Origin of the sequence: Idiomarina sp. 28-8, assembly GCF_000320945.2 — a bacterium.
Lineage (GTDB): Bacteria > Pseudomonadota > Gammaproteobacteria > Enterobacterales > Alteromonadaceae > Idiomarina > Idiomarina loihiensis.
The window spans coordinates 372,987-398,573 of record NZ_DF266789.1 but is presented as its reverse complement, the minus strand read 5'-3'; the positions used below and the strand labels follow the sequence as shown (position 1 = coordinate 398,573).

21 protein-coding genes and 1 other RNA gene are annotated in these 25,587 nt (G+C 49.1%); 20 read left to right on the top strand and 2 right to left on the bottom strand.

Annotation, left to right across the window (positions count from 1 at the left end; all coding sequences use genetic code 11):
- The first annotated feature begins 5 nt into the window (after nt 1-5).
- Together rsmI and rnpB are read left to right on the top strand one after the other, a co-directional pair.
- Nucleotides 6-860, top strand: a complete 855-nt coding sequence (gene rsmI, locus RJ32_RS01975; protein ID WP_034818626.1) for a 16S rRNA (cytidine(1402)-2'-O)-methyltransferase — start codon at nt 6-8, stop codon at nt 858-860.
- 46 nt (nt 861-906) lie between these two features.
- Nucleotides 907-1,256, top strand: an RNA gene (gene rnpB, locus RJ32_RS01970) — RNase P RNA component class A.
- A gap of 12 nt (nt 1,257-1,268) precedes the next feature.
- Here the strand turns inward: rnpB and RJ32_RS01965 are convergent.
- On the bottom strand, nt 1,269-3,407 hold the full coding sequence (locus RJ32_RS01965) for a bifunctional diguanylate cyclase/phosphodiesterase (protein ID WP_034818623.1): 2,139 nt from the start codon (nt 3,405-3,407) through the stop codon (nt 1,269-1,271).
- Between the two features lie 224 nt (nt 3,408-3,631).
- On the opposite strand from RJ32_RS01965, the gene mraZ reads away from it, so the two are divergent.
- The 16 genes from mraZ (at nt 3,632) to lpxC (ending at nt 21,361) form a co-directional block, all read left to right on the top strand.
- Nucleotides 3,632-4,090, top strand: coding sequence for a division/cell wall cluster transcriptional repressor MraZ (gene mraZ / locus RJ32_RS01960; RefSeq protein WP_011233688.1), 459 nt, complete (start codon nt 3,632-3,634; stop codon nt 4,088-4,090).
- On the top strand, nt 4,090-5,037 hold the full coding sequence (rsmH, locus tag RJ32_RS01955) for a 16S rRNA (cytosine(1402)-N(4))-methyltransferase RsmH (protein ID WP_034818620.1): 948 nt from the start codon (nt 4,090-4,092) through the stop codon (nt 5,035-5,037). Before mraZ ends, rsmH begins: the two co-directional genes overlap by 1 nt.
- The gene (ftsL, locus tag RJ32_RS01950) at nt 5,030-5,347 is read left to right on the top strand and encodes a cell division protein FtsL (protein ID WP_034818618.1); all 318 of its coding nucleotides are present in this window, start codon (nt 5,030-5,032) and stop codon (nt 5,345-5,347) included. Before rsmH ends, ftsL begins: the two co-directional genes overlap by 8 nt.
- Nucleotides 5,338-7,071 carry a penicillin-binding protein 2 gene (locus RJ32_RS01945; RefSeq protein ID WP_034818616.1) on the top strand — a complete coding sequence of 578 codons (1,734 nt, stop codon included), beginning with the start codon at nt 5,338-5,340 and terminating at the stop codon, nt 7,069-7,071. The genes ftsL and RJ32_RS01945 overlap by 10 nt, the downstream gene beginning before the upstream one ends.
- Nucleotides 7,068-8,534, top strand: coding sequence for a UDP-N-acetylmuramoyl-L-alanyl-D-glutamate--2,6-diaminopimelate ligase (murE, locus tag RJ32_RS01940; protein ID WP_235598897.1), 1,467 nt, complete (start codon nt 7,068-7,070; stop codon nt 8,532-8,534). The genes RJ32_RS01945 and murE overlap by 4 nt, the downstream gene beginning before the upstream one ends.
- On the top strand, nt 8,531-9,934 hold the full coding sequence (gene murF / locus RJ32_RS01935) for a UDP-N-acetylmuramoyl-tripeptide--D-alanyl-D-alanine ligase (RefSeq protein ID WP_034818614.1): 1,404 nt from the start codon (nt 8,531-8,533) through the stop codon (nt 9,932-9,934). Before murE ends, murF begins: the two co-directional genes overlap by 4 nt.
- Entirely contained in the window at nt 9,928-11,010 is a 1,083-nt protein-coding gene (gene mraY / locus RJ32_RS01930; RefSeq protein WP_034818612.1) for a phospho-N-acetylmuramoyl-pentapeptide-transferase, read from the top strand. The genes murF and mraY overlap by 7 nt, the downstream gene beginning before the upstream one ends.
- A 6-nt stretch (nt 11,011-11,016) precedes the next feature.
- Entirely contained in the window at nt 11,017-12,408 is a 1,392-nt protein-coding gene (murD, locus tag RJ32_RS01925) for a UDP-N-acetylmuramoyl-L-alanine--D-glutamate ligase (protein ID WP_034818610.1), read from the top strand.
- The gene (gene ftsW / locus RJ32_RS01920) at nt 12,392-13,621 is read left to right on the top strand and encodes a putative lipid II flippase FtsW (RefSeq protein ID WP_011233696.1); all 1,230 of its coding nucleotides are present in this window, start codon (nt 12,392-12,394) and stop codon (nt 13,619-13,621) included. Before murD ends, ftsW begins: the two co-directional genes overlap by 17 nt.
- Nucleotides 13,618-14,706: an undecaprenyldiphospho-muramoylpentapeptide beta-N-acetylglucosaminyltransferase gene (gene murG, locus RJ32_RS01915; RefSeq protein ID WP_034818606.1), complete on the top strand. Its 1,089-nt coding sequence runs from the start codon at nt 13,618-13,620 to the stop codon at nt 14,704-14,706. Before ftsW ends, murG begins: the two co-directional genes overlap by 4 nt.
- The gene (gene murC / locus RJ32_RS01910) at nt 14,699-16,171 is read left to right on the top strand and encodes a UDP-N-acetylmuramate--L-alanine ligase (protein ID WP_034818604.1); all 1,473 of its coding nucleotides are present in this window, start codon (nt 14,699-14,701) and stop codon (nt 16,169-16,171) included. Before murG ends, murC begins: the two co-directional genes overlap by 8 nt.
- Nucleotides 16,161-17,090 (top strand): D-alanine--D-alanine ligase, encoded by a 930-nt coding sequence (locus RJ32_RS01905; protein ID WP_034818602.1) that lies wholly within the window; start codon nt 16,161-16,163, stop codon nt 17,088-17,090. The genes murC and RJ32_RS01905 overlap by 11 nt, the downstream gene beginning before the upstream one ends.
- Before the next feature lie 2 nt (nt 17,091-17,092).
- Nucleotides 17,093-17,839: a cell division protein FtsQ/DivIB gene (locus tag RJ32_RS01900; protein ID WP_011233700.1), complete on the top strand. Its 747-nt coding sequence runs from the start codon at nt 17,093-17,095 to the stop codon at nt 17,837-17,839.
- Nucleotides 17,840-17,845: 6 nt separating this feature from the next.
- Nucleotides 17,846-19,078: a cell division protein FtsA gene (ftsA, locus tag RJ32_RS01895; RefSeq protein ID WP_016341267.1), complete on the top strand. Its 1,233-nt coding sequence runs from the start codon at nt 17,846-17,848 to the stop codon at nt 19,076-19,078.
- Between the two features lie 39 nt (nt 19,079-19,117).
- Nucleotides 19,118-20,317, top strand: a complete 1,200-nt coding sequence (gene ftsZ / locus RJ32_RS01890; protein WP_034818600.1) for a cell division protein FtsZ — start codon at nt 19,118-19,120, stop codon at nt 20,315-20,317.
- Between the two features lie 123 nt (nt 20,318-20,440).
- The gene (gene lpxC / locus RJ32_RS01885; protein WP_011233703.1) at nt 20,441-21,361 is read left to right on the top strand and encodes a UDP-3-O-acyl-N-acetylglucosamine deacetylase; all 921 of its coding nucleotides are present in this window, start codon (nt 20,441-20,443) and stop codon (nt 21,359-21,361) included.
- Here lpxC and RJ32_RS01880 read toward each other — a convergent pair.
- On the bottom strand, nt 21,358-21,762 hold the full coding sequence (locus RJ32_RS01880; RefSeq protein WP_235598896.1) for a DUF721 domain-containing protein: 405 nt from the start codon (nt 21,760-21,762) through the stop codon (nt 21,358-21,360). The genes lpxC and RJ32_RS01880 overlap by 4 nt on opposite strands.
- A gap of 88 nt (nt 21,763-21,850) precedes the next feature.
- On the opposite strand from RJ32_RS01880, the gene RJ32_RS01875 reads away from it, so the two are divergent.
- A complete protein-coding gene (locus RJ32_RS01875) occupies nt 21,851-22,783 on the top strand; it encodes a M23 family metallopeptidase (RefSeq protein ID WP_034818596.1) in 933 nt (310 codons plus the stop codon).
- An 83-nt stretch (nt 22,784-22,866) separates the two neighbouring features.
- Entirely contained in the window at nt 22,867-25,584 is a 2,718-nt protein-coding gene (secA, locus tag RJ32_RS01870; RefSeq protein ID WP_034818594.1) for a preprotein translocase subunit SecA, read from the top strand.
- Nucleotides 25,585-25,587: the final 3 nt, after the last annotated feature.

Below are 25,587 nucleotides of genomic sequence, written 5' to 3'. Positions count from 1 at the left end.
TGATTATGGCAGAGCAGGGCATTCTTTATATTGTGCCGACACCTATCGGCAATTTAGGCGATATAACGGAAAGAGCAGTTAAGACATTGGCGGAAGTTGCAGCCATTGCTGCGGAAGATACAAGACACACGCGCAAACTCATGCAGCATTATGGCATACAGAATGACGTATTCGCCCTGCACGAACATAATGAGACACAGCGTGTGGACGCGGTTATCGAGCGTTTGCTGCAAGGTGAGTCGCTGGCGTTAGTCAGTGATGCAGGTACGCCACTCATCAATGATCCTGGTTATGTTTTGGTGCATCGTTGCAGGGAACGCGGGCTGAAGGTTATTGCGTTACCCGGTGCCTGCGCTGTTACGGTTGCTCTGTCTGCAGCCGGGTTACCAACAGACCGGTTTGCTTTTGAAGGCTTTTTGCCATCAAAGCCCCAGCAACGTCGTGCAAAGCTGGAGGCTCTGAAGACCGAAACCCGGACTGTTGTTGTGTATGAAAGCCCTCACCGAATTTTACATACGCTGACTGATATGAACGTGGTTTTAGGCAGTGGCCGGCAGATAGTGCTTGCGCGCGAGTTGACTAAGCAGTTTGAGACATACTTAAATGGCACTGCGGCTGAATTGTTGCAGGCTTTAACCGACGATACAAACCAACAGCGCGGTGAAATGGTTTTGCTAATAGCACCTGCACAGACGGAAACGGATGTTCGTGACGGTCCGGGAGAAGCGGCTAAGCGCACGTTACTGCTGCTACTAGAAGAGTTGCCGTTAAAAAAGGCGGCAGCTATGACCGCAAAAATTCACGATGAACGGAAAAATGAACTCTACCAGTGGGCGCTTGAGAATAAAAATAATGAGTGAAACAAAGATTGAGTTAATGCCTGCTGCAGCGTAGAATCCCCCGCGGAGAGCTGGCCAGACAATCGCCGCCTGTTTACAGGGGGAGGAAAGTCCGGGCTCCATAGGGCAGGGTGCCAGGTAACGCCTGGGCGGTGTAAGCCGACGACTAGTGCAGCAGAGAGTAAACCGCCGATGGCTGCTTGCAGCACAGGTAAGGGTGAAAGGGTGCGGTAAGAGCGCACCGCGCAACTGGTAACAGTTTGTGGCACGGTAAACTCCACCCGGAGCAAGGTCAAATAGGGGTTCTTTGGCGCGGCCCGCGTTGAACCCGGGTAGACTGCTTGAGGGTCAGGGCAACCTGATCACTAGATGAATGATTGTCCACGACAGAACCCGGCTTATCGGCCGGCTCTCCACCTTTTTAGGGTTTTAAAACTGCCAGTCTTTTAGAAACTTCAATAATTCATTAAGCGGCAATGGCTCACTAATAAAATAGCCCTGTGCAAAATCGCATCTCTGTCGCTGCAGTAATTCCCACTGTTGCCGGGTTTCAACGCCCTCGGCAATAACGTTAATATCCAAAGCTCTGGCTACCTGTAACAACGCATCCAGCAGTGCTACCTGCACCTTATTTTGAGGTGCCTGACTTAAAAAACTACGATCTATTTTTATATAATCGACAGGATACCGTTGCAGGTAATTAATACTGGAATAGCCGGTACCAAAATCGTCGATTGCTAACTGCACTCCCTGAGACCGCAAATAATGTAAAATTTGTAATTGCCGCTGTTTATTGCTCATTAACAGTGACTCGGTAATTTCAAAGGTTATGCTGGTATTAGGTATTCCATGCTGACTGATGCAGGACAGCCATCGTTTGGCCGACTCCATATCATTAAGTTCACGTTCGGAGCGATTAATTGAGACCTCAATGGGGTAACCAGACTTGTGTACGACAGCCCAGTCAACGCAAGCTTGCTCCAGAACAAACTGCCCTAGTTCATGAATAAGCCCGGTACGTTCAGCAACCGGAATGAATTCAGCCGGGGAAATCATGTTTCCGTCTTCATCCTGCCAGCGCAAAAAAGCTTCGCATTTACTAATTTTACCTGTGCTGAAATCAATGATGGGTTGATAAACCAAATAAAACTCATGCCGCTTAAGGCCTTCACGCATACGTTTATGAATGGCGTTTTGGCGTTCAGTTTGCTCTCTTAATTCGTCGTTAAAAAAGTAATGAGTGCGTCGCCCAGCCGTTTTTGCTGCGTACATGGCAAGATCGGCATTTTTTAATAGTTCAGAGGCTTTGATGCCGTCGTCAGGGTAAAGCGCAATACCTATGCTGCAGGTGGTTTGAATTTGGTTCTGGCGTAAGTTGAAAGGTTCACTTAACTGCCGGTTAATTTGGCTGGCAAGGTCATTAATTATTTGATGCGACGTAAAACGGTTAATAACGACAACAAATTCATCACCACCAATACGGGCAATGAAGTCGGAACCCCTTAGTTGGTTTCGTAAACGGTCAGAAACTGAAACTAACAGTTCGTCGCCAGCATCGTGACCAAGGTTATCGTTAACTTCTTTAAAGTGGTCAAGGTCGATGAATAGAATGGCAAAGTGTTGTTCCCTGCCTTTCTGGGTAAGTTGATCAAGGTAGTCGACAAAAGCCCGACGATTCGGTAAATCAGTAATCGAATCAAAATGCGCCTGGTGGTCAATAGTAACAAGCGCCGAGCGCAGTCGGCTTTGCGCCGTCACCAAATTGTACATAAAGGCGGTCATTAAAAAGGACAACAGCAGTCCGGCCACAATAATGATCCAATAAATGCTGCCGCGATGGGCCCAAACTGCATTTTTTGGAGCCAGAGCCAGTATCCACTTGCCGGTTGAAACCGCCACTTCAATGGCGACGTAATCTTGCTGCCAGAGTGAAGCATCGCCGAAGTCAAACAGGTGGTCGCCATTGCCGTTTTCTTTCTTTAACGCGAAAAGGTAGTCGTTGACGGAGTCCAGGCCGCTGCTGGCAATTAAGTCTCCTATATCAATGACCACGGCAATCATGCCCCACAGCTTATTGTCATTGATAAAAACCGGAGCTCTGGCAATTAACGCCCAGCCTCCTTGTATTAAGTTGACCGGGCCATCGATAACAATTTGCTTTTTCTGAATAGCTTCCTGAACGCTTTCGAATTGCTGTGGAGATGTGCGGTAGTCAAAACCCAGAGCAGCTTTATTTGGAGCCAGAGGGTAAACAAACTCAATGATCAAATTAGGTGCTAACGCTACGTGCCGTACCGGAACATCGCTATCAATAAGCTCCTGCATTAACAGCCGGTAACGTTCAGGAGAAATGTCTGGTGAGAGCTTAATTTCGGCCTGTAGTGCACGAGCCGTAACTAACGACGAATTGATCTGACCTTCCAGCGCGGCGCGAAGTTTACCTAAGCGCTCGGTAGCTACCCGCTTGCGTGACTCTACTACCTGTGAATGCTGGTTTTCAGCAAACCAGATAACGCCCGTTACCAGAATGCAGAAGCTGATGAAAATAACGAATAAGTAGCGTTTCATTAATTACCGTTGCCCACCAAAACTGAAATGAGTATCGCACAAAAATTATACGAGCTCTAACGGAAAAATAATTTTACGCGTTGCATCAACCGCTTAATGTAAATTTACCGTCAAGGCCTGACAAATAGAGAGGTTTTTTCTTGACAGTGGGAAAGAGAGACACCTAGACTGTAACATTGTGGGGATTTGTGGATAATAGTGGATCGCAATGATCAGGTGGGATCATGTTCCGAGGTGCAACAACATTAAGTCTGGATAGCAAAGGACGGTTAGCCATACCGGCTAAATACCGTCATGCGTTGTCATTAGACTGTGAAGGCAAAATGGTCTGCACGATTGATATTAAGCAACCGTGCCTGTTGCTGTACCCGCTTCCCGAGTGGCAAATCATCGAACAAAAGCTTACTCGATTATCCAGTATGAACCCTGCAGAACGTCGCTTACAGCGACTTCTTTTAGGCCACGCCGACGACTGTGAAATGGATAAAAATGGTCGTTTGCTCCTGTCAGCTCCGTTGAGACAACACGCCGGTTTAGAGAAAAAACTGATGCTTGTCGGGCAGCTGAATAAATTTGAAGTTTGGAATGAAGACGCCTGGCACGAACAAGTGGCGCAGGACATGGATGTTGAACGCGAAGGTGACTTTACTCTTAACGAACGACTAGAAGACTTTTCATTATAATGATTACAACGTCACCGCAACACGTTTCGGTGCTACTGGAAGAGTCGATAGAAGCATTAGCGACTGATCCGCAAGGCACATACATCGACGCCACATTTGGTCGCGGCGGACACACGCGTGCTCTGCTCAACCAGTTAGGTGACGACGCCCGCGTTATTGCCCTGGATCAGGATCCTGAGGCTATTGCTGCGGCTGCAGCATTTGCTGATGACCCCCGTTTTCAAATTATCCACACCCCTTTCTCAAACCTGCAACAGGTACTTGATGACTTGCAGTTGAACCAGCAAGTGACCGGAATTCTATTTGACCTTGGCGTATCTTCCCCACAATTAGATGACGCTGAGCGTGGCTTTAGCTTTATGCGGGACGGTCCTTTGGATATGCGGATGAACACCACCAGTGGAGAAACCGCAGCCGAGTGGCTTAATCGCGCAGAAAAGGACGATATTAGCTGGGTTCTGAGAGAATACGGAGAAGAGCGTTTTGCCCGCCGTATCGCCAGTGCCATTGTTATGGATCGCGAGAAAAAGCCGTTTACCCGCACTAAAGAACTGGCTGAAATGATTGCCCGCGTGAGTCCGGTAAAAGAAAAGCATAAACACCCGGCAACACGAACCTTTCAGGCCATCCGCATTCACATTAACCGCGAACTGGAACAAATTGAACAGGCGCTGGACGCTTCGCTGTCTGGTCTGAAAGAAGATGGGCGACTGGTGGTTATTAGTTTCCATAGTCTGGAAGACCGTTTAGTAAAACGTTTTATTCGCAAACATAGCGAAGGAAAGCAATTACCTCCTGGCTTGCCGGTAACTGAAGCCGAGCGCAATAAAGATAAAGCGCTGGAGAAAGTTGGTAAAGCAATTAAGCCGGGTAAAGCGGAAGTGCAGGTTAATCCTCGTTCGCGCAGCTCTGTGTTGCGTATAGCAAGGAGGGTTCGCAATGACTAAGCGGCGCTACCCCAGTCTGATGAAAATGTTGCTGCAGGATTTGTTGCAGCATAAATGGGTTTTACTTCTGAGTGTGGTGGTTATCGGCAACGCGTTAAGCATTGTCTATACCGCCCATTTGAACCGCCAGTTAACTGGCGAACGTGATGATTTATTATCGCACCGGGATACTCTGGATAGAGAGTGGCGACACCTTGTGGTGGAGCAAAACGCGCTGACTGAACACAGCCGGGTTGAACGTATTGCGCAGGAACAACTGGGCATGCGGGACGTTGAGCCAGAGCAGGAGGTGTTGGTTTCATGGCAGTGAATCGTCGCAATAAACGCACAGAGCCAGTCGGTACTCGTTGGCGCTTTTACACCGCAGTATTCTTACTGTTCGGTGTGTTTTCTGTGTTAATTGCACGCGCAGCCTATATCCAGGTCATAAGTCCCGATGCTTTTTCGCTGCAAGGCGATATGCGCAGTTTAAGGGCATCCAGCGTCGCGGTTCAGCGAGGCACTATTGTTGATCGTAACGGAAGAGAACTTGCGGTTAGCGTCCCGGTAGAAACCGTATGGGCCGATCCCAAACGTATCGCCGAGCGCGAGGCTTTAGCTGACGAACGTCGCTGGCAGGCCCTGGCTGAAACTTTTCGCATGAACCGTAACGAGCTGGTCAGTAAAGTGGACGACCCGTCAAAACGTTTCGTTTATCTGCAACGCAAAGTGACGCCATCAGAAGCGGATTATGTGAAGCAGTTGAAAATTCCCGGTGTGTATTTAAAAACAGAGTCACGCCGTTATTATCCTACCGGTGAGATCAGTTCTCACTTAATCGGTTTAACCGACATTGACGGCGCTGGGCAGGAAGGCCTGGAGCTTCTGTACGACGAGCATTTAACCGGTACGCCGGGTAAACGAGTTTATCGCAAGGACGCAGAAGGACGGGTTGTTGAAGAAATTAGCCAGACAGATGCACAACAACCAAAACAGCTGACACTGAGTATCGACCAACGTGTTCAGGCAACTGCTTACACCGAATTGAAAAAAGCCGTGCGCTACAATCAGGCAACTTCGGGTTCGGCGGTAGTGCTGAATGTCGAAACCGGTGAAGTGCTGGCTATGGTCAATAGCCCGTCTTTCAACCCTAACAACCGTTCCGAGCTACAGTCTTTCCGCATGCGTAACCGGGCGGTAACCGACAGCTATGAACCTGGCTCTACAATGAAGCCGCTGGTCGTTCTGAGTGCGCTTGAGAACGGACGGCATAAAGCCGGCGATACCATTGATACCAGTCCGGGCTGGCTCAGAATTGGTGGACGCCGGGTGAGTGACCCTCGGAACTATGGCGAACTGTCACTGGCTGAGGTGCTGGAACATTCTTCGAACGTGGGCGTCACAAAAATCGCACTGGATTTAGGCATTGACCCTTTATTGCAAACCTATGCCGACGCTGGCTTTGGAAACGACACGGGTATTGCCTTGTTAGGTGAGAGCATTGGCATACTGGGTGACAGAAGACGCTGGTCAGATTTTGAAACAGCAACTCTTGCTTATGGCTATGGTTTGTCGGCAACAACGCTGCAACTGGCTAATGCTTACAGCATTATCGCTAATGGTGGGAAAAAACGGCCGCTGACTATTTTCCGACAGGAATCACCGTTACCGGCAGAGCAAGTGTTTAATCCGGACAATACCCGGGCGGTTATGCATATGATGGAAACGGTGGTGCGTGATGGTACCGCTAAAGCGGCGCAGGTTCCTGGCTACCGTATTGCAGGTAAAACGGGGACAACCCGAAAAACCAAAGCAACAGGCGGCTACGGTGACGAATACGTAGCACTCTTTGCCGGAATAGCTCCGGTTAGCGACCCCAAAGTGGTTGTGGTTGTAACCATAAACGAACCGGGTACCGACGACTATTATGGCGGCACGGCCGCAGCTCCAGTGTTTTCAAAAATTGTATCGCAAACCATGCGCTTACTGAATATACCGCCAGACAACGTAGATGACACTCAGGTGCACGCTGCGGGCTTTGGGGGTGATAAATGATGAAACTTACCGAGTTGCTGACAATGCTGCCAGCATCGTTCTCCATTCCGGATGTTATCGTTAGCGGTATAAAGCTCGATAGTCGGCAAGTAGCCAATGGCGATGTTTTTGTCGCTATTCCGGGCTATGAAACCGATGGCCGCGCTTATATTGATGCAGCTATTGATGCTGGTGCAGCAGCAATTATTGCTGAAGCTCCGGGAATGGCTGTTGAACAGCGCCGGGGCGTGGTCGTTATCGGTTTTAGTGGCGTTCGTGAGCATCTCTCCCGCATCGCCGGTAATTTTTTCGGCCATCCATCAGAGAAAATGAACCTGGTTGGTGTGACCGGAACCAATGGTAAAACGTCGGTTACTCACATTATGGCGCAGTTGGCAAAAGCTCTGGGTATGGAAGCGGCTGTTATTGGTACAACCGGAAGTGGACTTATTGGTCGCTTATTACCTGAGCGTCATACCACACCAGATGCCGTTACCGTCCAACAACGTCTGGCTACGCTATTAGCTGAAGGCGCAGAACTGGTTGCTATGGAGGTGTCTTCACACGCACTGATACAGCGCCGTGTCGAGGCTTTACACTATGCGGCGGCCGCCATAACCAATATTAGTCGGGATCATCTCGACTATCACGGCACCATGGAAAATTACGTGGCCGCAAAACAACGTTTATTTGCTGACTTTGGCGTGCAAAACCGAGTGGTTAACGCCGACGACGACACGTTAAGCCAGTGGCAGCAGGATGATTTAGCCGATTTATGGGTAAGTCTTAATGCCAGCCCCAACGAACCATGCCTGCAGGCGACTGGTGTTCAGTTCCATGAGCAGGGCTCGGTGTTCAGTTTAAACTGGCAGGGTGAATCCTGCGTCGTTGAAACTCCATTGTTGGGCCGTTTCAACGTTTATAACTTACTCTGCGCGGTTGCTGTATTGCTGAAACTGAATAAGCCTCTTGCGGATATCGGCAAAGCCTGTGGCAGTTTGCAGCCCGTTCCCGGACGGATGGAAGCCTTTCATAATAATCAGTCGCCGCTGGTGGTGGTTGACTACGCGCATACACCGGACGCTCTGCATCAGGTATTGAGTGCGCTGCGCCTGCATTGCAAGGGTCGTTTGTGGTGTGTGTTTGGCTGCGGCGGTGACCGTGACCGTGGCAAGCGTCCGCAAATGGGTAAAGTCGCGGCAGATTACGCTGATGTTGTTGTGGTTACCGATGACAACCCGCGGACAGAACCCGCGGAACAAATTATTGAAGATATTTTGACCGGCATTGCGGATAAAACTCAGGTTAAGGTTTGGCCGGGTCGCCGCGAGGCGGTGATACGTGCAATGCAGGAAGCCGGAAAAGATGACGTTGTATTACTCGCCGGTAAAGGACACGAAGACTATCAGGTTATTGGTACTCAACGCATTGACTATAACGAACGAGCGGTAGTCAGTGAATGGCTGCAAGGAGACTGCGCATGATCTCAGTATCACTGAAATGGATTGCGGAGCAGGTGGAAGGCCGCCTGATTGGCTCTGATTGTACAATTGATGCGGTGTCCACGGACACTAGAGCGGATTTAACCGACGCGTTATTTATAGCCTTAAAAGGCAAGAATTTTGATGCCCACGACTTTGTCGAACAGGCTATAGCTAAAGGCGCCGCGGCAATTATTTGCGAAAAGAAAGTGGATAGCGAGTGCCGCCAGATTATTGTCGAGAACAGCCGTCATGCGCTGGGGCGCTTAGGTGCGGCTATTAAGGCGAAGGTAGCGCCGAAAACCGTGGCTGTCACCGGCAGCAACGGTAAAACCACAGTAAAAGAAATGCTGGCGGCCATCTTATCTATTCGTCATCCGGTATTGGCCACACAGGGTAACTTTAATAACGATATAGGTGTTCCGCTGACCTTATTAAGGTTAGAGGAAAAGCATAAATACGCGGTAGTAGAGCTGGGTGCGAATCATCCGGGCGAAATTGCTTATACCACAGACTTAGTAAGACCCGATGTTGCCATATTGAATAACGTGAGTGCAGCGCATGTTGAAGGTTTCGGAAGCTTACACGGGGTTGCCCGTGCTAAAACTGAAATATTCCGTGGAGTGAGTAGCCAGGGAACGGCCATTACCCCGCGCGATTCTGAGTTTTATCCTTGCTGGGAACGCGCCTGTGCTGACATGAAATGGAAGAGCTTTGGTTTAACCGACTCCGCCGATGTTTATGCAAGTGACGTGGTATTGAACAGTGACGGACACCCTGCGTTTACTCTGCATTTGGGCGGTGAAACGAAGCGTATTGAACTGAAGTTAAGCGGTCGTCACAACGTGCTTAATGCGCTTTCAGCCGCTGCTGCGGCAAGTGAGCTGGGTATATCGCTGGATGACATTGTTACTGGGCTGCAAAGGGTCGAGCCGGCTCAGGGACGTTTGACAACGATAAAAGTGAGTGACCACTTACGTATTATTGATGACACCTATAACGCCAGCGTTGCCTCAACTAAAGCTGCCCTGGATTTGCTGGGAAGTTATCAGGGGTATCGCATTTTTGTATTGGGCGATATGGGTGAGTTAGGTGCCGATGCGCGCGCTTATCACGAAGATATTGGTGAACATGCTATCGGCACTGGCATTGATAACTTATACAGTCTGGGCGTACTCAGTCAAAGTGCCAGCGAGGTCTTTAACGGCCACGGAGGTAAGCACTTCGGTAGCTTACAGTCGCTGGTTGAATCTGTTTTACAAAGACTTACAGAACAGACAGGTAAGCAACCTGTCACAGTGCTGGTTAAAGGCTCACGCTCCGCACATATGGAGCGCGTTGTTGCAGCAATACAGCAGGCTGTCGCGGTCAGTGGCAGCGTAGAGGATAAGCACGCATGTTAGTTTGGTTGGCGGAGTACCTAACCCAGTTTGAAAGCGCGTTTAACGTGTTTTCCTACTTAACCTTGCGGGCAATACTCAGTGTTTTGACCGCACTGGTTTTGTCGTTGTGGTTAGGACCAACATTAATTCGTCGTTTGCAGCGTTTGCAAATAGGGCAAACGGTACGGGACGACGGTCCGGAAAGTCATTTAGTAAAAAGTGGTACGCCGACTATGGGCGGCGTATTGATACTGGCAGCGGTTCTGGGTTCCTCACTACTCTGGGCTGACTTAGATAACCGTTATGTCTGGGTCGTTCTAATGGTTATTACCGGCTTTGGTATTGTCGGCTTTGTCGATGATTATCGCAAAGTTGTACGCAAAGATCCGAAGGGGCTAATCGCTAAATGGAAGTATTTCTGGCAGTCGGTCATTGCCAGTGTGGCTGCCGTTTACCTCTACTGGAGCAGTACTCAGGGCGCTGAAACCGCTCTTCTCGTTCCATTCTTTAAGGACGTTATGCCGCAGTTGGGCATGCTCTATATGCTCATGGCCTATTTTGTCATTGTCGGCACCAGTAATGCCGTCAATTTAACTGACGGCCTGGACGGTCTGGCCATTATGCCAACCATTATGGTGGCTGCTGCACTGGGTATTTTCGCCTACGTGTCCGGCAATGTGAACTTTGCTGAATATCTGCAAATTCCTTATTTGCCACTGACCGCTGAATTGTTGGTCGTGTGCACCGCTATTGTTGGAGCGGGTCTCGGATTTCTCTGGTTCAATACTTATCCTGCGCTTGTATTTATGGGCGACGTGGGTTCTCTGGCCTTAGGTGCTGCACTTGGCATTATCGCGATATTGGTTCGGCAGGAGCTGGTGCTGTTCATTATGGGTGGTGTGTTTGTTATGGAAACCTTATCGGTGATGCTGCAGGTGGGTTCCTACAAATTGAGAGGCAAACGAGTTTTTCGAATGGCTCCAATTCATCACCATTACGAATTAAAAGGATGGCCAGAACCGCGGGTAATCGTGCGTTTCTGGATATTGTCACTCATTTTTGTGCTGATAGGACTCGCAACCTTGAAGTTGCGTTAAAAAATAATGACTAAAATAGCCTGGCAGAATACAAAACACATTGTTGTCCTTGGTCTTGGAAAGACCGGGGTGTCTGTGCTGCGCTATTTACAACATAAACGGCAGCAGGATCAGAAGCTTGCCGAGATCAAAATTCAGGTTTTTGATTCGCGTGAAAACCCTCCTGGCCTGGAAGAAGCAAAACAAATACTGGGAGATGCTGAACTGCTTAACCGGCATTGGGAATTAGAAGACACGCTGGCGGCCGACTTAATTATTGCCAGTCCGGGTATCGATTTACGTGAAGACCCAATCGTTTTGGCGCGTGATGCAGATATTCCGATTGTTGGTGATGTTGAGCTGTTTGCGCAAGAATCAAAATTGCCGATAGTAGCGGTAACTGGCTCTAATGGAAAATCCACAGTAACTCGCATGGTCGAGTTTGTTGCTAAGCAATGCGGCAAAAATGTGGCTGCAGCCGGCAATATAGGCGTACCAGTACTCGACTTGCTGCTGCAGGAGCAGCACCCCGATGCTGTAATACTGGAGCTTTCCAGTTTTCAGTTGGAATCAGTTTCCAGCTTGAAACTTAAAGCGGCGGCACTTATGAATATTAGTGCCGATCATATGGATCGTTACTGCACTCTGGATGAATATGTAAAAGCTAAGCAACGCATTTTCACTCATGCAAAAACCTGGATACTGAACCGTCAGCAGCAGGATACCTGGCCACACCCGGTTACGGGAAAATTAATGACCTTCGGTAATGACTCGCATCCCAAACACTTTGGTTTGCTGTCTGGAAATATCGACCGTGTCAGTGGGCCGGTTGCCGTGACTTTCGATGGCAGTGTTGTACTGCGGGCAGATCAATTGCAACTCCAGGGCATTCATAACCTGGTGAATGTGCAGGCAGCTCTGGCTTTGTGTCAGGCAATAGATATTGATATTGAAGCTGCGGTTCGTGCGGTAAAAGAGTTTAAAGGTCTGCCGCACCGCTGTGAATTAGTCAGTGACAATGAGGGCGTGCTCTGGGTTAACGATTCAAAAGCCACAAATATCGGTGCTACTGCTGCCGCGGTTGAGGGGCTGAGACCAATGATAAACGGGCGTTTACTGCTAATAGCGGGTGGGGTCGGCAAAGGAGCAGACTTCCGTGAGCTGCAGTCGACCCTGGAGCGGGTCGATATTCTCTTAACCATAGGTGAAGATGGTCCCCGCATTGGTCAGTTGTTTAACGGTTCACGGCAGGTAAAAAGTTTACAGCAGGCCGTGGAGCTAGCGGCATCTTTAGTGCAAACCGGCGACATGGTGCTGTTATCGCCTGCGTGTGCGAGCTTCGATCAGTTTCAGAACTTCGAGCATCGGGGCGACAGTTTCCGTCATGCAGTGGAGGCGCTTTATGTCAACAGTGCGTGAAGAACAGTTAAATCTTGAGATACCGGCTTCCGATGTCGGTAGTCGTTGGCAAAAGCTGATTAACTGGTTTCAACCAAAAGCCAGTCAGCCACTGTACGACCGTATGCTGTTTACCCTGGCAATGGCGTTGCTGGCTTTTGGCTTTGTTATGGTCACGTCTGCGTCTTTACCTACGGCAGACCGGTTAACGGGGAATCCGTTCCATTTTGCCATTCGTCACGGCATTTATATTCTGATTAGTTTAGCCGTTATGCTGGCGACTTTACGGGTACCGGCGAATAGCTGGAATCAACAGAGCGGTAAGTTGTTGTTGCTCGGCTTGATTATGCTGTTAATGGTTTTAGTTGTGGGATATGAAGTTAACGGTGCACAACGCTGGATAAAAGTCGGGCCAATTACTTTTCAGGCGGCAGAGGTCGCTAAACTTTTCTTCTGTATTTATATGGCCAGTTATTTGTCCCGCAGGGAAGACGAAGTCAGAGAAGCGACTAAAGGCTTTATAAAACCTCTGGCGCTGTTGTTTATTGCTGCAGTGCTTTTATTAATGCAGCCGGATTTCGGAACCGTGGTTGTCTTGTCGGCAACAACCGTCGCCATGCTGTTTTTAGCTGGCGCTAGATTGTGGCAGTTTTTTGCTGTGTTCATTACCTGCGTACTGGCATTAATTTTACTGATCATCGTTGAGCCTTACCGGATGCAGCGTCTGCTCACCTTCCTGGAACCGGAGAAGGACCCATTCGGTGCCGGATATCAGTTAATGCAGTCGCTTATTGCCTTTGGGCAAGGCCACTTTAGCGGCGCCGGTTTGGGTAATAGCATTCAAAAATTACAATACCTACCCGAAGCACATACTGACTTTATTATGGCTGTTGTTGCCGAGGAACTAGGTTTTCTTGGCGTGCTGGCGGTTATTGCAACCGTATTAATGTTGGTATGGCGAGCTTTAATTATTGGCCGTCGCTGCTTAATGCAGGAGCAACGTTACGGCGGTTATCTGGCTTATGGTATCGGTATTTGGTTTAGTATCCAGGCCTTTGTGAATATCGGTGTTGCGTCCGGTGCATTACCAACTAAGGGACTGACACTGCCTTTGGTGAGCTACGGTGGTAACAGCCTGATCATATCGGCTCTGGCCGTTGGGCTGTTGTTACGCATAGACCATGAACGTCGGATGCTGGGTCGCAAAGTGGCACCGCGCGGAGGTGCCGAATGAACAAAGTTTTGATAGCAGCAGCCGGCACCGGTGGTCATATTTTTCCGGCCTTAGCCGTAGCAGAACAAATGCGCGACAACGGCTGGCAAGTTGACTGGCTGGGTACGCAGGAAGGTCGTTTAGAAAGTCGGGTGATTCCGGCAGCTAACTTCCCTTTACACAGCATTAGCATGACTGGAGTTCGCGGTCATGGGCTGAAAAGAAAGCTGTTCATGCCATTCACTTTGGCGAAAGCCGTGCTGCAATGTCGACGCTTGCTGAAAACACTACAGCCACAGGTAGTGGCAACCTTTGGCGGCTATGTCTGCGCCCCAATGGGGTTAGCTGCGAAACTGCTGGGCATCCCCTTAGTGGTGCACGAACAAAATGCCATACCGGGCATGACCACCCGGTTGTTAGCCCCCAGAGCAAACAAAGTTATGTTGGGGCTACCGGTTGCTCTCCCGCAATGGCAACAGTACCCGGTTGTTGGTAACCCTCTGCGCAAGGGGTTATTGGCACAAGCGGCTGAACAGACAGAAAAATCAAGTACAGACGGAGCCTTGAATATATTGGTGGTTGGCGGAAGTTTAGGTGCGCAGGTATTGAACGAAGCCGTGCCGGAAGCCGTCAAAGCATTAGAAGGTGTTGAACTTAATGTCCTGCACCAATGTGGTGCTGAGCGTGAGGCAACAACTGAAAAGGCTTACTTAGGTGCATCAGTGCTTAAAACGCTGAAAGTCACCGAATTTATTGAAGATATGGGCGACGCTTTTAAAAATGCTGATTTGGTTATTTGTCGCGCTGGCGCATTAACCATATCTGAGTTGGCGGTAATGGGCGTAGCGTCCATTCTGGTGCCATTGCCACACGCTGTGGATGACCACCAAAGCGCCAATGCGAAAGTTTTAGAAAGCCGTGGTGCGGCAGTTTTATTGCCGCAAACTGAAGTAGTGGAAGGCGCATTGAAACAACAGTTAAAACGTTTATTGCATGACAGACAACAACTGTGGACAATGGCGCGTTTCGCTCGCCAGTGTGCGATGCCAGAGGCAACGCAACGACTGGTGAATGAATGTATGGAATATAGACAGAGCGATGACTAGCATGACCGCAACCAACGCACAGCCATTTACTATTGTGAACGTCCCGGAAATGCGCCGGGTACAGCGAATCCATTTCGTTGGTATCGGTGGTGCAGGCATGGCCGGTATTGCCGAGGTTCTGTTAAATCAGGGCTATCAGATTTCGGGTTCGGATATTGCCGAAAACGCCAATACTGATCGTTTACGTTGCCTTGGAGCGACGGTGATTCTGGGGCATATGGCCAACAATATCGAAGGCGCCAGTGTGGTTGTGGTATCCAGTGCAATAAAAGCGGATAACGCTGAGCTGGTAGCTGCACACCAGTTGCGGGTGCCGGTGGTACGTCGTGCAGAAATGCTGGCCGAGCTTATGCGTTTTCGCCATGGTATTGCGGTAGCCGGTACACACGGCAAAACAACGACCACGTCATTGGTTGCGAGTATTTTTGCCGAAGCCGATCGCGATCCCACTTTTGTTATTGGTGGTTTGCTCAATAGTGCCGGTTCGAATGCTCGTTTAGGTAACAGTAAGTACCTCATTGCAGAAGCCGATGAAAGCGATGCGTCGTTTCTGCATTTACAACCGATGGTTGCGATAGTGACGAATATCGAAGCAGACCATATGGACACCTACGAAGGTGATTTCAATAAGCTGCTGGACACCTATGTTGAATTTTTGCATAACCTGCCGTTTTACGGTTTAGCTGTTATGTGTGTCGATGACCCTGTCGTATCTGATCTAATACCACGACTCGGCCGTCAGACCATGACCTACGGCTTTAGCGAAGCCGCTGATGTACGAGCAATAGATTATAAACAAACCGCCAGTGAGAGCTGCTTTACTATTTTACGCAAAGGGCTGAAACCACTTGACGTGTGTCTTAATCTGCCGGGTAAGCACAATGTGTTGAATGCTCTGGCCGCAGTAGCTGTAGCAACAGATGAAGGAATTAACGACGAAGCCATTAAGTCAGCATTGAATAAATTTGAAGGTATTGGCCGTCGTTTTCAGCATTACGGTAACTTTGCCATCTCAGATAAAGAGTCGAATAAAGAGCCGGGTGAAGTGATGCTGGTTGATGATTATGGTCACCATCCTTCAGAAGTTGCTGCCACTATTCAGGCGGCGCGGGAAGGTTGGCCTGAGCGTCGTTTGGTAATGGCATTTCAACCGCACCGTTATTCGCGCACCCGGGATTTATACGAAGACTTCGTTAACGTGCTGTCGCAGGTTGACGTATTACTGATGCTGGAAGTTTACAGTGCCGGGGAAACGCCGGTAAGCGGTGCCGATAGTCGCTCATTATGTCGTTCCATTCGTCAGCGCGGGCAGATAGACCCGGTTTATGTGGCAACCGTGGATGATATGCCGGAAGTTCTTGAATCGGTGCTTGCTCCGGGAGATTTGCTGTTAACGCAGGGCGCTGGAAATATCGGCGCATTGGCCAAGCGAATTGCAACTGAGGTGTTGAGTCATGAAAGCTAATGCCTTTGGTAAAGTGGCCGTCATGCTGGGCGGTACGTCGGCTGAGCGCGATGTTTCGCTGAAATCCGGAATGGCGGTATTAAAAGGCCTGGTTGCGAAAGGCATCGATGCACACGCATTTGACCCGGCGGCGCATAGCTTGCAGGAGCTTGTGGAGCAAAAGTTTGATCGCGTATTTATCGCTTTGCATGGCCGCGGCGGTGAAGATGGCAGCATGCAGGGGGCATTGCAAATACTGGAAATGCCATACACCGGCAGTGATGTTCTGGGCTGTGCGCTGGGTATGGATAAAGTGCGTTGTAAACAAATTTGGCATTCACTGGGTCTGCCAACCGCCAATTGGCGGGTGGTAACGCAAGCTGAAATAGAGCAAGTGAACGTGGAAGCTATGTTGCAGGAGCTCGGTGGCCGGGTGATTGTAAAACCAGCACGTGAAGGCTCCTCTATAGGTATGAGCATTGCCGATAACGGGCGAAGCCTGGCTTTAGCCTTGCAGCATGCGGCACAGTTTGACGACGACCTTTTGGTCGAACAGTGGGTTGAAGGTGCGGAGTATACCATTGGCATACTGGAAGGTAAGGCATTACCGGTTATTCGACTGCAAACGCCACATGAGTTTTATGATTTTGAAGCCAAGTATCAGGCAAATGATACCCAGTATCACTGTCCTGCAGGGCTAAGTGAAGATGACGAAGCAAGTTTGCGAATGTTGGCTGAACGCGCTTTCGCGGCCATAGGAGGTAGTGGCTGGGGACGTATCGATGTGATGCGCAATAACGCGGGTGAGTGGTTTTTGTTAGAGGCAAATACGGTACCGGGAATGACAGAAAAAAGCCTGGTACCTATGGCGGCAAAAGTTGCTGGTTTACAGTTTAATGACTTAGTGGAGCGCATTTTAGCGCAAACGCTGGAGCGCTAACGATGGCTGCTGAACAGCGCCTGCGCTCAGTCAACTTTTGGTCAGGTGTGGTGGTGTTATGCCTGACTATTGCGGGGGCACTGGTTGGTATCTATCAGTTAAACGAAGTGCTGACAGACGAACAGCAAGTACCGCTGGCTGAATTAAGTGTTCAAGGCGAGTTGCATTATACCGCCAGCGAAGAGGTTAGGCAGGCATTGACAGCAGAGCCGTTAGGAAGCTTTTTTACGGCCGATGTGGATGATTTAAGGCGTCGGGTAGAGCAGTTGCCGTGGGTGCAAAAGGTCTCTATTCGCAAGGTTTGGCCGGATAAGTTGTCGGTTTATGTGACGGAGCACAAACCCGTGGCCATGTGGAACGGCGATCGACTTATCAATCAGCATCAGGAAGTTTTCCGGGCTGATATAACGAGAGCTGACAGCAGTTTGCCACAGTTGTTCGGTCCGGAGAACGCGGTGAAAGAGACCTGGAAGGAATTTAACCGGGTACAGCAAATGCTGGAGGTTAATGGCTTTCAGATAAGAGCGTTGAGATTAACCGAACGCTTTGCTGTCAACGTGGTTCTGGCACAGGGAATTGAAATTAAGTTAGGGCGCGAAGCCACATTAGAGAGAATTAAGCGGTTTATCGATGTGTTTCCCAGCATCGTTGAGCACGAAAAAAGTAAAAACAACGAAATCGATACTGTGGATTTACGATATGACACCGGGGCTGCAGTGGCCTGGCGTGAAGCAAAAAGTGAGAGTTAGACGGTTATGTCGAAAACATCGGAACACAATATGGTTGTAGGTCTGGATATAGGCACCAGCAAAGTGACTGCACTTATAGGTGAGTTATTACCTGATAATGAGATCAGTGTTGTTGGCGTTGGCACGGCTACGTCGCGTGGCATGGACAAAGGTGGTGTGAATGACCTTAATCTGGTTGTGCAATCGGTACAGCGTGCTGTGGATGAAGCCGAATTAATGGCTGATTGCCGCGTGGCATCGGTGTATTTGAACATTTCCGGACGTCATATTTCCTGTCAGAACGAAAGTGGCATGGTACCGATTAACGAAGCTGAAGTGACTCAGGATGATGTCGACAGCGTGATTCACGCCGCGCAGTCAGTGCCTATTGCAAAGGAACGTCGTATTTTACACGTCTTGCCGCAGGAGTACGTCATTGACTCACAGGAAAGTATCCGCAGCCCAATAGGCATGTCCGGTGTCCGTATGGAGTCGAAAGTGCACATTATTACCTGTGCCAACGATATGGCGAAGAATATTATAAAAGCGGTTGAGCGTTGCGGACTGTCGGTGGATAAACTGATTTTCTCGGCGTTAGCATCAAGTATATCGGTATTAACCGATGACGAAAAAGATTTAGGCGTGGCGCTGGTCGATTTAGGCGGCGGTACCATTGATATTTGTATATACGCGGGCGGTGTATTGCGTCATACCGCGGTAATTCCGGCGGCGGGTAATCAGGTTACCAGTGACATTGCCAAGATATTCCGTACGCCGACCAACCACGCGGAAGAAATTAAGACCAAGCACGCTTGTGCGCTGCGGCAAATGGTCAGCATGGAAGATACCATTGAGGTGCCTTCGGTGGGTGGCCGCCCATCGCGGGTAATGTCGCGTCATACGCTGGCCGAAGTGGTTGAGCCGCGTTATCAGGAACTGTTTGAGCTGGTCAGGGATGAAATTCAGCAAAGTGGTTTAGACGAGCAAATTGCAGCTGGTGTTGTTATTACCGGCGGTAGCGCAAAAATGGAAGGCTGCGTAGATTTTGCCGAAGAAATTTTTCAAATGCCGGTTCGTATCGGCGTTCCTCTGGGTATGAAAGGCCTAAGAGATTACGTCGAAGATCCGGTTTATGCCACAGCGGTGGGACTGTTACGGTATGGGCAGGAAGATGCCGCTGTGTCACAAAAAGAAAGCTCTAAAACTGACGTGATCGGACTCTGGCAAAAAGTGCAGAGTTGGTTCAAAGGTGAGTTTTAACTTGGGGTAGCACGTTAAAAGCAGGTAGGGAGAATTATTATGTTCGAACTGATGGACAATTATGAAAGCGAAGCCGTCATTAAGGTGATTGGCGTCGGTGGTGGTGGCGGAAACGCTGTCCAGCACATGGTGAAAGAATCAATTGAAGGTGTGCAGTTTATTGCAGCCAATACCGATGCGCAGGCTCTGCGTAATCATACGGCAGATGTCACCATTCAATTAGGACAGGACATCACTAAAGGTCTTGGCGCTGGCGCCAACCCGGAAGTGGGTCGTCAGTCGGCAGAAGAGGACCGCGAAAATATCAGAGTCCACTTAGAAGGTGCTGATATGGTCTTTATTGCAGCTGGCATGGGCGGTGGTACCGGAACCGGTGCAGCACCTGTGGTTGCTGAAGTTGCCAAAGAACTGGGTATTCTGACCGTTGCGGTTGTGACCAAGCCTTTCCCGTTTGAAGGGAAAAAGCGTATGGCCGTAGCCGACGAAGGCATTAACGCACTGGCACAAAGTGTCGACTCGTTAATTACCATACCAAACGAGAAGTTGCTTAAGGTTATGGGTCGTGGAACCAGCTTGCTGGACGCCTTTAGCGCGGCAAACAACGTATTGTTGGGCGCGGTTCAGGGCATTGCCGAGCTGATTACTCGTCCGGGTCTTATTAACGTCGACTTTGCTGACGTTCGCGCGGTAATGAAAGAAATGGGTACCGCCATGATGGGTACCGGTGTGGCCAGCGGTGAAGACCGTGCGCAGGAAGCTGCGGAAATGGCCATTAACAGCCCGTTACTGGAAGACATCGACTTGTCTGGTGCTCGTGGCGTGTTGATTAACGTGACTGCCGGCATGGACATGAGTATTGAAGAACTGGACACCGTAGGTAATACGGTTAAAGCCTTTGCTTCAGATAACGCTACGGTGATCGTGGGTACGGTTATCGATACTGAAATGTCTGATGAGCTGCGCGTAACTGTTGTCGCTACAGGTATTGGCGCTGAACGTAAGCCCGATATCTCGTTGGTGAATAATACCAATCAGACAGCGCCTAAGCGTGAACCGCAACCGGCTTATCGGAGTAATGATATAGACCGCGGCGGTGCAGCACCTCGTTACGAGGAGCAGGAAGAGCTGCAACCGGAGGCAAAAGCGGAACCAAAACGTCAGCCCGCTGCCAAAGCTAAACAGGATAAAGAACTCGATTACCTGGATATTCCGGCTTTTTTGCGAAAACAGGTCGACTAAATTGACGTAACGCTTGATAAGTATGCGTAAAATTTGATCGAACCATGACAAATGTCGTATAATCTGCGGCCGCTTTGGCTTTAGCCATGGCGAACCGAATATAAAGGTAGGTGAACAAGTACCATGATTAAGCAACGTACATTACAGCAAGCGATATCAACCACTGGTGTTGGGCTGCACAAAGGCAATAAAGTAAACCTTACTTTACGTCCTGCGCCGGCTAATACCGGTTTGATATTCCGTCGTGTGGACCTTGATCCTGTGGTGGATATTCCAGCACGGGCCGACTGGGTGCGTGATACGCAGCTGTGTACCTGTCTTATCAATGAGGAAAACGTTCGCGTTTCTACCGTCGAGCATTTGCTCGCTGCGCTGGCCGGCGTTGGAATTGATAATGCGATTATCGAAGTCGATTCGCATGAAATTCCAATTATGGACGGCAGTTCGCACCCGTTTGTTTACCTGCTACAAAGCGCGGGCATTGAAGAGCAGTCAGCAGCGAAGAAGTTCATCCGGATCAAACAGCCGGTACGTGTCGAAGACGGTGATAAGTGGGCGGAACTGCTACCCCACGATGGTTTCCGTATCGACTTTGCTATCGACTTTGAACACCCGGCTATCGCAGACACAGGCCAGACCGTCAGTATCGACTTTAGCGCTAATGCTTTTATCAAAGAAATTAGCCGTGCTCGTACCTTTGGCTTTATGAAAGACATTGAGTATTTACGGGAAAATAACCTGGCATTAGGCGGCAGTTTTGATAACGCTGTTGTGCTGGATGAATTCCGCATTCTGAACAGTGACGGTTTGCGTTACGACGATGAATTCGTAAAACACAAAATGTTGGATGCTATTGGTGATTTGTACATGGGTGGCCACAGTATTTTAGGTCACCTGCGTGCTTACAAGTCAGGGCATGCGCTGAATAACCAGCTATTACAGGCATTGTTAGCGCAGCAGTCAGCATGGGAGTTTGTGACCTTTGACGAAGAGCAGGCTACTGCGCCTATCGCTTTTTGGTCACCAGCAACCACCACAGCTTAATCTTTATCGTTGGCGGTAAACTTTGCCGCCAACGCTTTTAATTCCGACTTCAACGGCTCATCACACCCCTCAGCCATTGTCATTAGGCGTTCTGCGCTGCTCGAACCTTTCTGGTTTTTAATACTTTTCTCAAAACTGTTCATTGACGGAGACACCTTAATTGAAAGGCTCTGTACCGGGACCGTCGCATTGTGGCGAAAATGCGTTATAATGGCCGCTTGCTGAAGTTTTAGCCTGGTTGCCCAGCTACCGTTATCCACCTGAATGATCATTTGACCATCGCGGATATTCAGCAATTGGCAGTGTTGACTGGTATTTTTATCAACGCATTGTTGAAACAATTGTTGCCAATGCGAAAGTTGGGCGGCAAACTGTGCATAATGTCGTAATGTTGACGACAAGGTTTTTTGACCTGAACGAAGCCATTCTGATGGTGTTTTCGGATGTCGTGACATAATTGCGTAGTAGGCAAATATTAAGAGAGTTCGGATGAGTTTATCAGTCTTTTATCGAGGCTCCAAAATACGTTTTCGTATTCGGTTAAGTCGACGTCGATTTTTTTCCTTTGTCGGTATTGCTGCCTTTATTGGTCTTGCTAGCTGGCAGCCATGGCAGTATCAGGGTATTGACCCTGCGGTGGCACAGAACAAAATCACGGAAGAGCAGAAAAAGCTTGTTTTACAAGAGCAAGCACTAAAAGAGTTAAAAGAAGACACTCAGAAACGTCTGGGTGCTATGACGGTGTATCTGGGTGAATTAAGAGCTCAAATGCGTCGTCTGGACGCGTTAGGTGAGCGTTTAGCCGGGGTAGCTAATCTCGATAACGGCGAGTTCAACTTTAATCAGGAGCTGCCTATTGGTGGCCCCGAGGTAGAAGTTGCTGAGCTCCCGCATAGCTCTGGCACGGACGTCATTACTGAAATTGAAGGTATGCTGTCGCAGATCTCTGACAAACAAAAACAGCTATCGCTACTTGAATCTGTGATGATGAATCACCAACTTACTAATGACGCTTATATTGCGGGTCGTCCCATCTCAGATGGCTGGCTGTCGTCGCAATACGGTGTCCGTAAAGACCCTTTTAATGGCACACCCGCTATGCATAAGGGCTTAGATTTTGCTAGTTATAATGAAGAGGTCAAAATTATTGCGACCGGCGCAGGTGTCGTTACCTGGGCTGGCGACAGATACGGTTATGGCGCATTGGTCGAAATTGACCATGGCGGTGGTTTAAAAACACGCTACGGACACAATGATAAGCTATCGGTGTCTGTAGGGGATGTTGTCACCCGTGGTCAACAAATCGCTGAAATGGGTAGCAGTGGTCGTTCGACCGGCCCACACGTTCATTACGAAGTGTTGCGTAACGGCCGTCAAATTGACCCTAATCAGTTTGTGTATCGTAAAGCTGACCCAAAATAACTCGGTAAATTATTTAGAACGTAGGCGGTACTTTAGGTACCGCTTTTGTTGTTCAGGAAAGTAACACAGGATAAATCAATCTCATGCTAGGCAGTCTGTTTCGAAAAGTATTTGGTAGTCGCAACGATCGCATTCTCAAAACTATGAAGAAAGACGTTGAGCGAATTAATTTGCTGGAACCCGAGTTTGAAGCGTTAAGTGATGCCGAGCTAAAAGAGAAAACCGCTGAATTTCGCAAGCGTCTGAACGATGGTGAGCGCATAGAGAAAATTTTACCCGAAGCCTTTGCTACCGTTCGTGAAGCCAGCAGACGTGTTTTCGGGATGCGTCACTTCGATGTACAGCTTATTGGCGGTATGGTACTGAACGATAACCGCATAGCAGAAATGAAAACGGGTGAAGGTAAAACGCTGACAGCGACCTTACCGGCTTACCTTAATGCGTTACCGGGTAAAGGCGTTCACATTATTACGGTGAACGATTACCTGGCCAAGCGTGATGCTGAATTCAACCAACCATTATTTGACTTCCTTGGGTTGACCGTAGCGTTCAACATTCCGGGCATGGCGCCTGAAGACAAGAAAGCGGCTTATCAGGCCGACATTACTTACGGTACCAATAACGAGTTTGGTTTTGATTACCTGCGCGACAATATGGCCTTTGCGCCACAGGACAGGGTTCAGCGCGAATTAAACTACGCTTTGGTCGATGAAGTCGACTCAATTCTGATTGATGAAGCCCGTACGCCGCTGATTATTTCCGGTCCGGCTGAAGACAGTTCAGAAATGTACCGCAAAATGAATGAGCTGGTTCCACACTTGGTTCGTCAGGAAAAAGAAGACACTGAAGAAGAACAAGGCGACGGCGACTTTACCATTGATGAAAAAGCCAAGCAGCTGCATCTTACCGAACACGGTCAGGAACACATTGAAGAGCTGCTGAAAGAGAAAGGCATGCTGGACGCTGATGATTCGCTATACTCAGCCGCTAATATCAGTTTACTGCACCATATCAATGCTGCTTTACGCGCTCATCATCTATTTCAAAAAGATGTGGATTACATCATCAAAGACGACAAGGTTGTCATTGTCGATGAACATACAGGACGTACAATGGAAGGTCGCCGTTGGTCTGAAGGTCTGCATCAGGCAGTAGAAGCCAAAGAAGGCGTGCCAATTCAGAACGAAAACCAGACATTGGCATCTATTACCTTCCAGAATTATTTCCGTCTATACAACAAGCTAGCCGGTATGACCGGTACAGCCGATACTGAAGCCTTCGAGTTCCAGTCTATTTATGGTCTGGAGACCATTGTACTGCCAACCAACAAACCAATGGTTCGTGATGACAGAGCCGATCTTATTTATCTGACCACACTGGAAAAATACGAAGCTATAGCCGAAGACATTGAAGAGTGTCGTAAGCAGAAGCGCCCGGTGCTGGTGGGTACGGTTTCTATTGAAAACTCTGAGCTTTTGTCACAGTTGCTGAAGAAAAAGAAAATTCCTCATGCGGTACTGAACGCTAAATTCCACGAACACGAAGCCGACATTATTGCTCAGGCAGGCCGTCCGGGAACGGTGACCATTGCGACCAACATGGCCGGACGTGGTACCGATATCGTTCTGGGCGGAAGCTGGATGGCTGAAGTTGAAAAGCTGGAAGAACCATCTAACGATAAAATCGAGAAAATAAAGCAAGACTGGCAGAAACTGCATGATGCCGTAATTGAAGCTGGCGGTTTGCACATTATTGGTACTGAGCGCCATGAGTCGCGTCGTATCGATAACCAGTTACGCGGTCGTGCTGGTCGTCAGGGTGACCCGGGTTCATCGCGTTTCTATTTGTCGCTGGAAGATCCACTTATGCGGATTTTCGCTTCGGATCGCATTGGAACCATGATGAAACGTCTGGGTATGAAAGAAGGCGAAGCCATTGAACACCCTTGGGTAACGCGAGCTATTGAAAATGCGCAACGTAAGGTGGAAGGACGTAACTTTGATGTCCGTAAACAATTGCTTGAGTATGACGATGTAGCCAACGATCAGCGTAGTGTTGTCTATGACCAGCGTAATGAATTGCTGGACGAAGGTGATATCTCTGAAACCATCGTTGCGATACGTGACGACGTGATCAATTCAGTGATCAGCGAGTACGTTCCGCCTCAGTCTCTGGCTGAGCTCTGGGACTTAAAAGGTTTGGAAGAGCGTCTGCGTGGTGACTTCCACATCGAGCTGCCACTACAGCAATGGCTGGACGAAGAAGAGCATTTCCATGAGGAAGTGTTGCGGGAGCGGGTACTGGAAGAGCTGGTTAAAGCTTACCAGGAAAAAGAAGAGATGGTGGGGCCTGAAGTGCTGCGCCGCTTCGAAAAATCCATCATGTTGCAAAGCCTTGACCAGCACTGGAAAGAACACTTAGCAGCAATGGATCATCTGCGTCAGGGTATTCACCTACGTGGTTATGCTCAGAAAAACCCGAAACAAGAATACAAAAAAGAGGCTTTTGAACTCTTTACCGAGATGCTGGAAGCCCTGAAACTCGACGTTGTGACTATTCTGAGCAAGGTGAAAGTACGAGCTCAGGAAGATGTGGACGCAGTAGATGAACAACGTAAAGCAGCCGATAGCGCGCCACGTGAGTTCCGCCATGAGCAAAGTGGCCCGGCAGCTGAAGAGCCTCAGAAAAACACTGATAATGCTCAGGGACAACCGGTTCGTAAAGGCGCAAAAGTGGGGCGTAACGAGCCATGCCCTTGTGGGTCAGGCAAAAAATATAAACATTGTCACGGTAAACTATAGGTT

Excerpts from the sequence above, each read along its gene's own strand:
- rsmI (WP_034818626.1), top strand. The coding sequence starts at position 6 with ATGGCAGAGCAGGGCATTCTTTATATTGTGCCGACACCTATCGGCAAT.
- RJ32_RS01965 (WP_034818623.1), bottom strand. The coding sequence starts at position 3,407 with ATGAAACGCTACTTATTCGTTATTTTCATCAGCTTCTGCATTCTGGTA.
- mraZ (WP_011233688.1), top strand. The coding sequence starts at position 3,632 with ATGTTCCGAGGTGCAACAACATTAAGTCTGGATAGCAAAGGACGGTTA.
- rsmH (WP_034818620.1), top strand. The coding sequence starts at position 4,090 with ATGATTACAACGTCACCGCAACACGTTTCGGTGCTACTGGAAGAGTCG.
- ftsL (WP_034818618.1), top strand. The coding sequence starts at position 5,030 with ATGACTAAGCGGCGCTACCCCAGTCTGATGAAAATGTTGCTGCAGGAT.
- RJ32_RS01945 (WP_034818616.1), top strand. The coding sequence starts at position 5,338 with ATGGCAGTGAATCGTCGCAATAAACGCACAGAGCCAGTCGGTACTCGT.
- murE (WP_235598897.1), top strand. The coding sequence starts at position 7,068 with ATGATGAAACTTACCGAGTTGCTGACAATGCTGCCAGCATCGTTCTCC.
- murF (WP_034818614.1), top strand. The coding sequence starts at position 8,531 with ATGATCTCAGTATCACTGAAATGGATTGCGGAGCAGGTGGAAGGCCGC.
- mraY (WP_034818612.1), top strand. The coding sequence starts at position 9,928 with ATGTTAGTTTGGTTGGCGGAGTACCTAACCCAGTTTGAAAGCGCGTTT.
- murD (WP_034818610.1), top strand. The coding sequence starts at position 11,017 with ATGACTAAAATAGCCTGGCAGAATACAAAACACATTGTTGTCCTTGGT.
- ftsW (WP_011233696.1), top strand. The coding sequence starts at position 12,392 with ATGTCAACAGTGCGTGAAGAACAGTTAAATCTTGAGATACCGGCTTCC.
- murG (WP_034818606.1), top strand. The coding sequence starts at position 13,618 with ATGAACAAAGTTTTGATAGCAGCAGCCGGCACCGGTGGTCATATTTTT.
- murC (WP_034818604.1), top strand. The coding sequence starts at position 14,699 with ATGACTAGCATGACCGCAACCAACGCACAGCCATTTACTATTGTGAAC.
- RJ32_RS01905 (WP_034818602.1), top strand. The coding sequence starts at position 16,161 with ATGAAAGCTAATGCCTTTGGTAAAGTGGCCGTCATGCTGGGCGGTACG.
- RJ32_RS01900 (WP_011233700.1), top strand. The coding sequence starts at position 17,093 with ATGGCTGCTGAACAGCGCCTGCGCTCAGTCAACTTTTGGTCAGGTGTG.
- ftsA (WP_016341267.1), top strand. The coding sequence starts at position 17,846 with ATGTCGAAAACATCGGAACACAATATGGTTGTAGGTCTGGATATAGGC.
- ftsZ (WP_034818600.1), top strand. The coding sequence starts at position 19,118 with ATGTTCGAACTGATGGACAATTATGAAAGCGAAGCCGTCATTAAGGTG.
- lpxC (WP_011233703.1), top strand. The coding sequence starts at position 20,441 with ATGATTAAGCAACGTACATTACAGCAAGCGATATCAACCACTGGTGTT.
- RJ32_RS01875 (WP_034818596.1), top strand. The coding sequence starts at position 21,851 with ATGAGTTTATCAGTCTTTTATCGAGGCTCCAAAATACGTTTTCGTATT.
- secA (WP_034818594.1), top strand. The coding sequence starts at position 22,867 with ATGCTAGGCAGTCTGTTTCGAAAAGTATTTGGTAGTCGCAACGATCGC.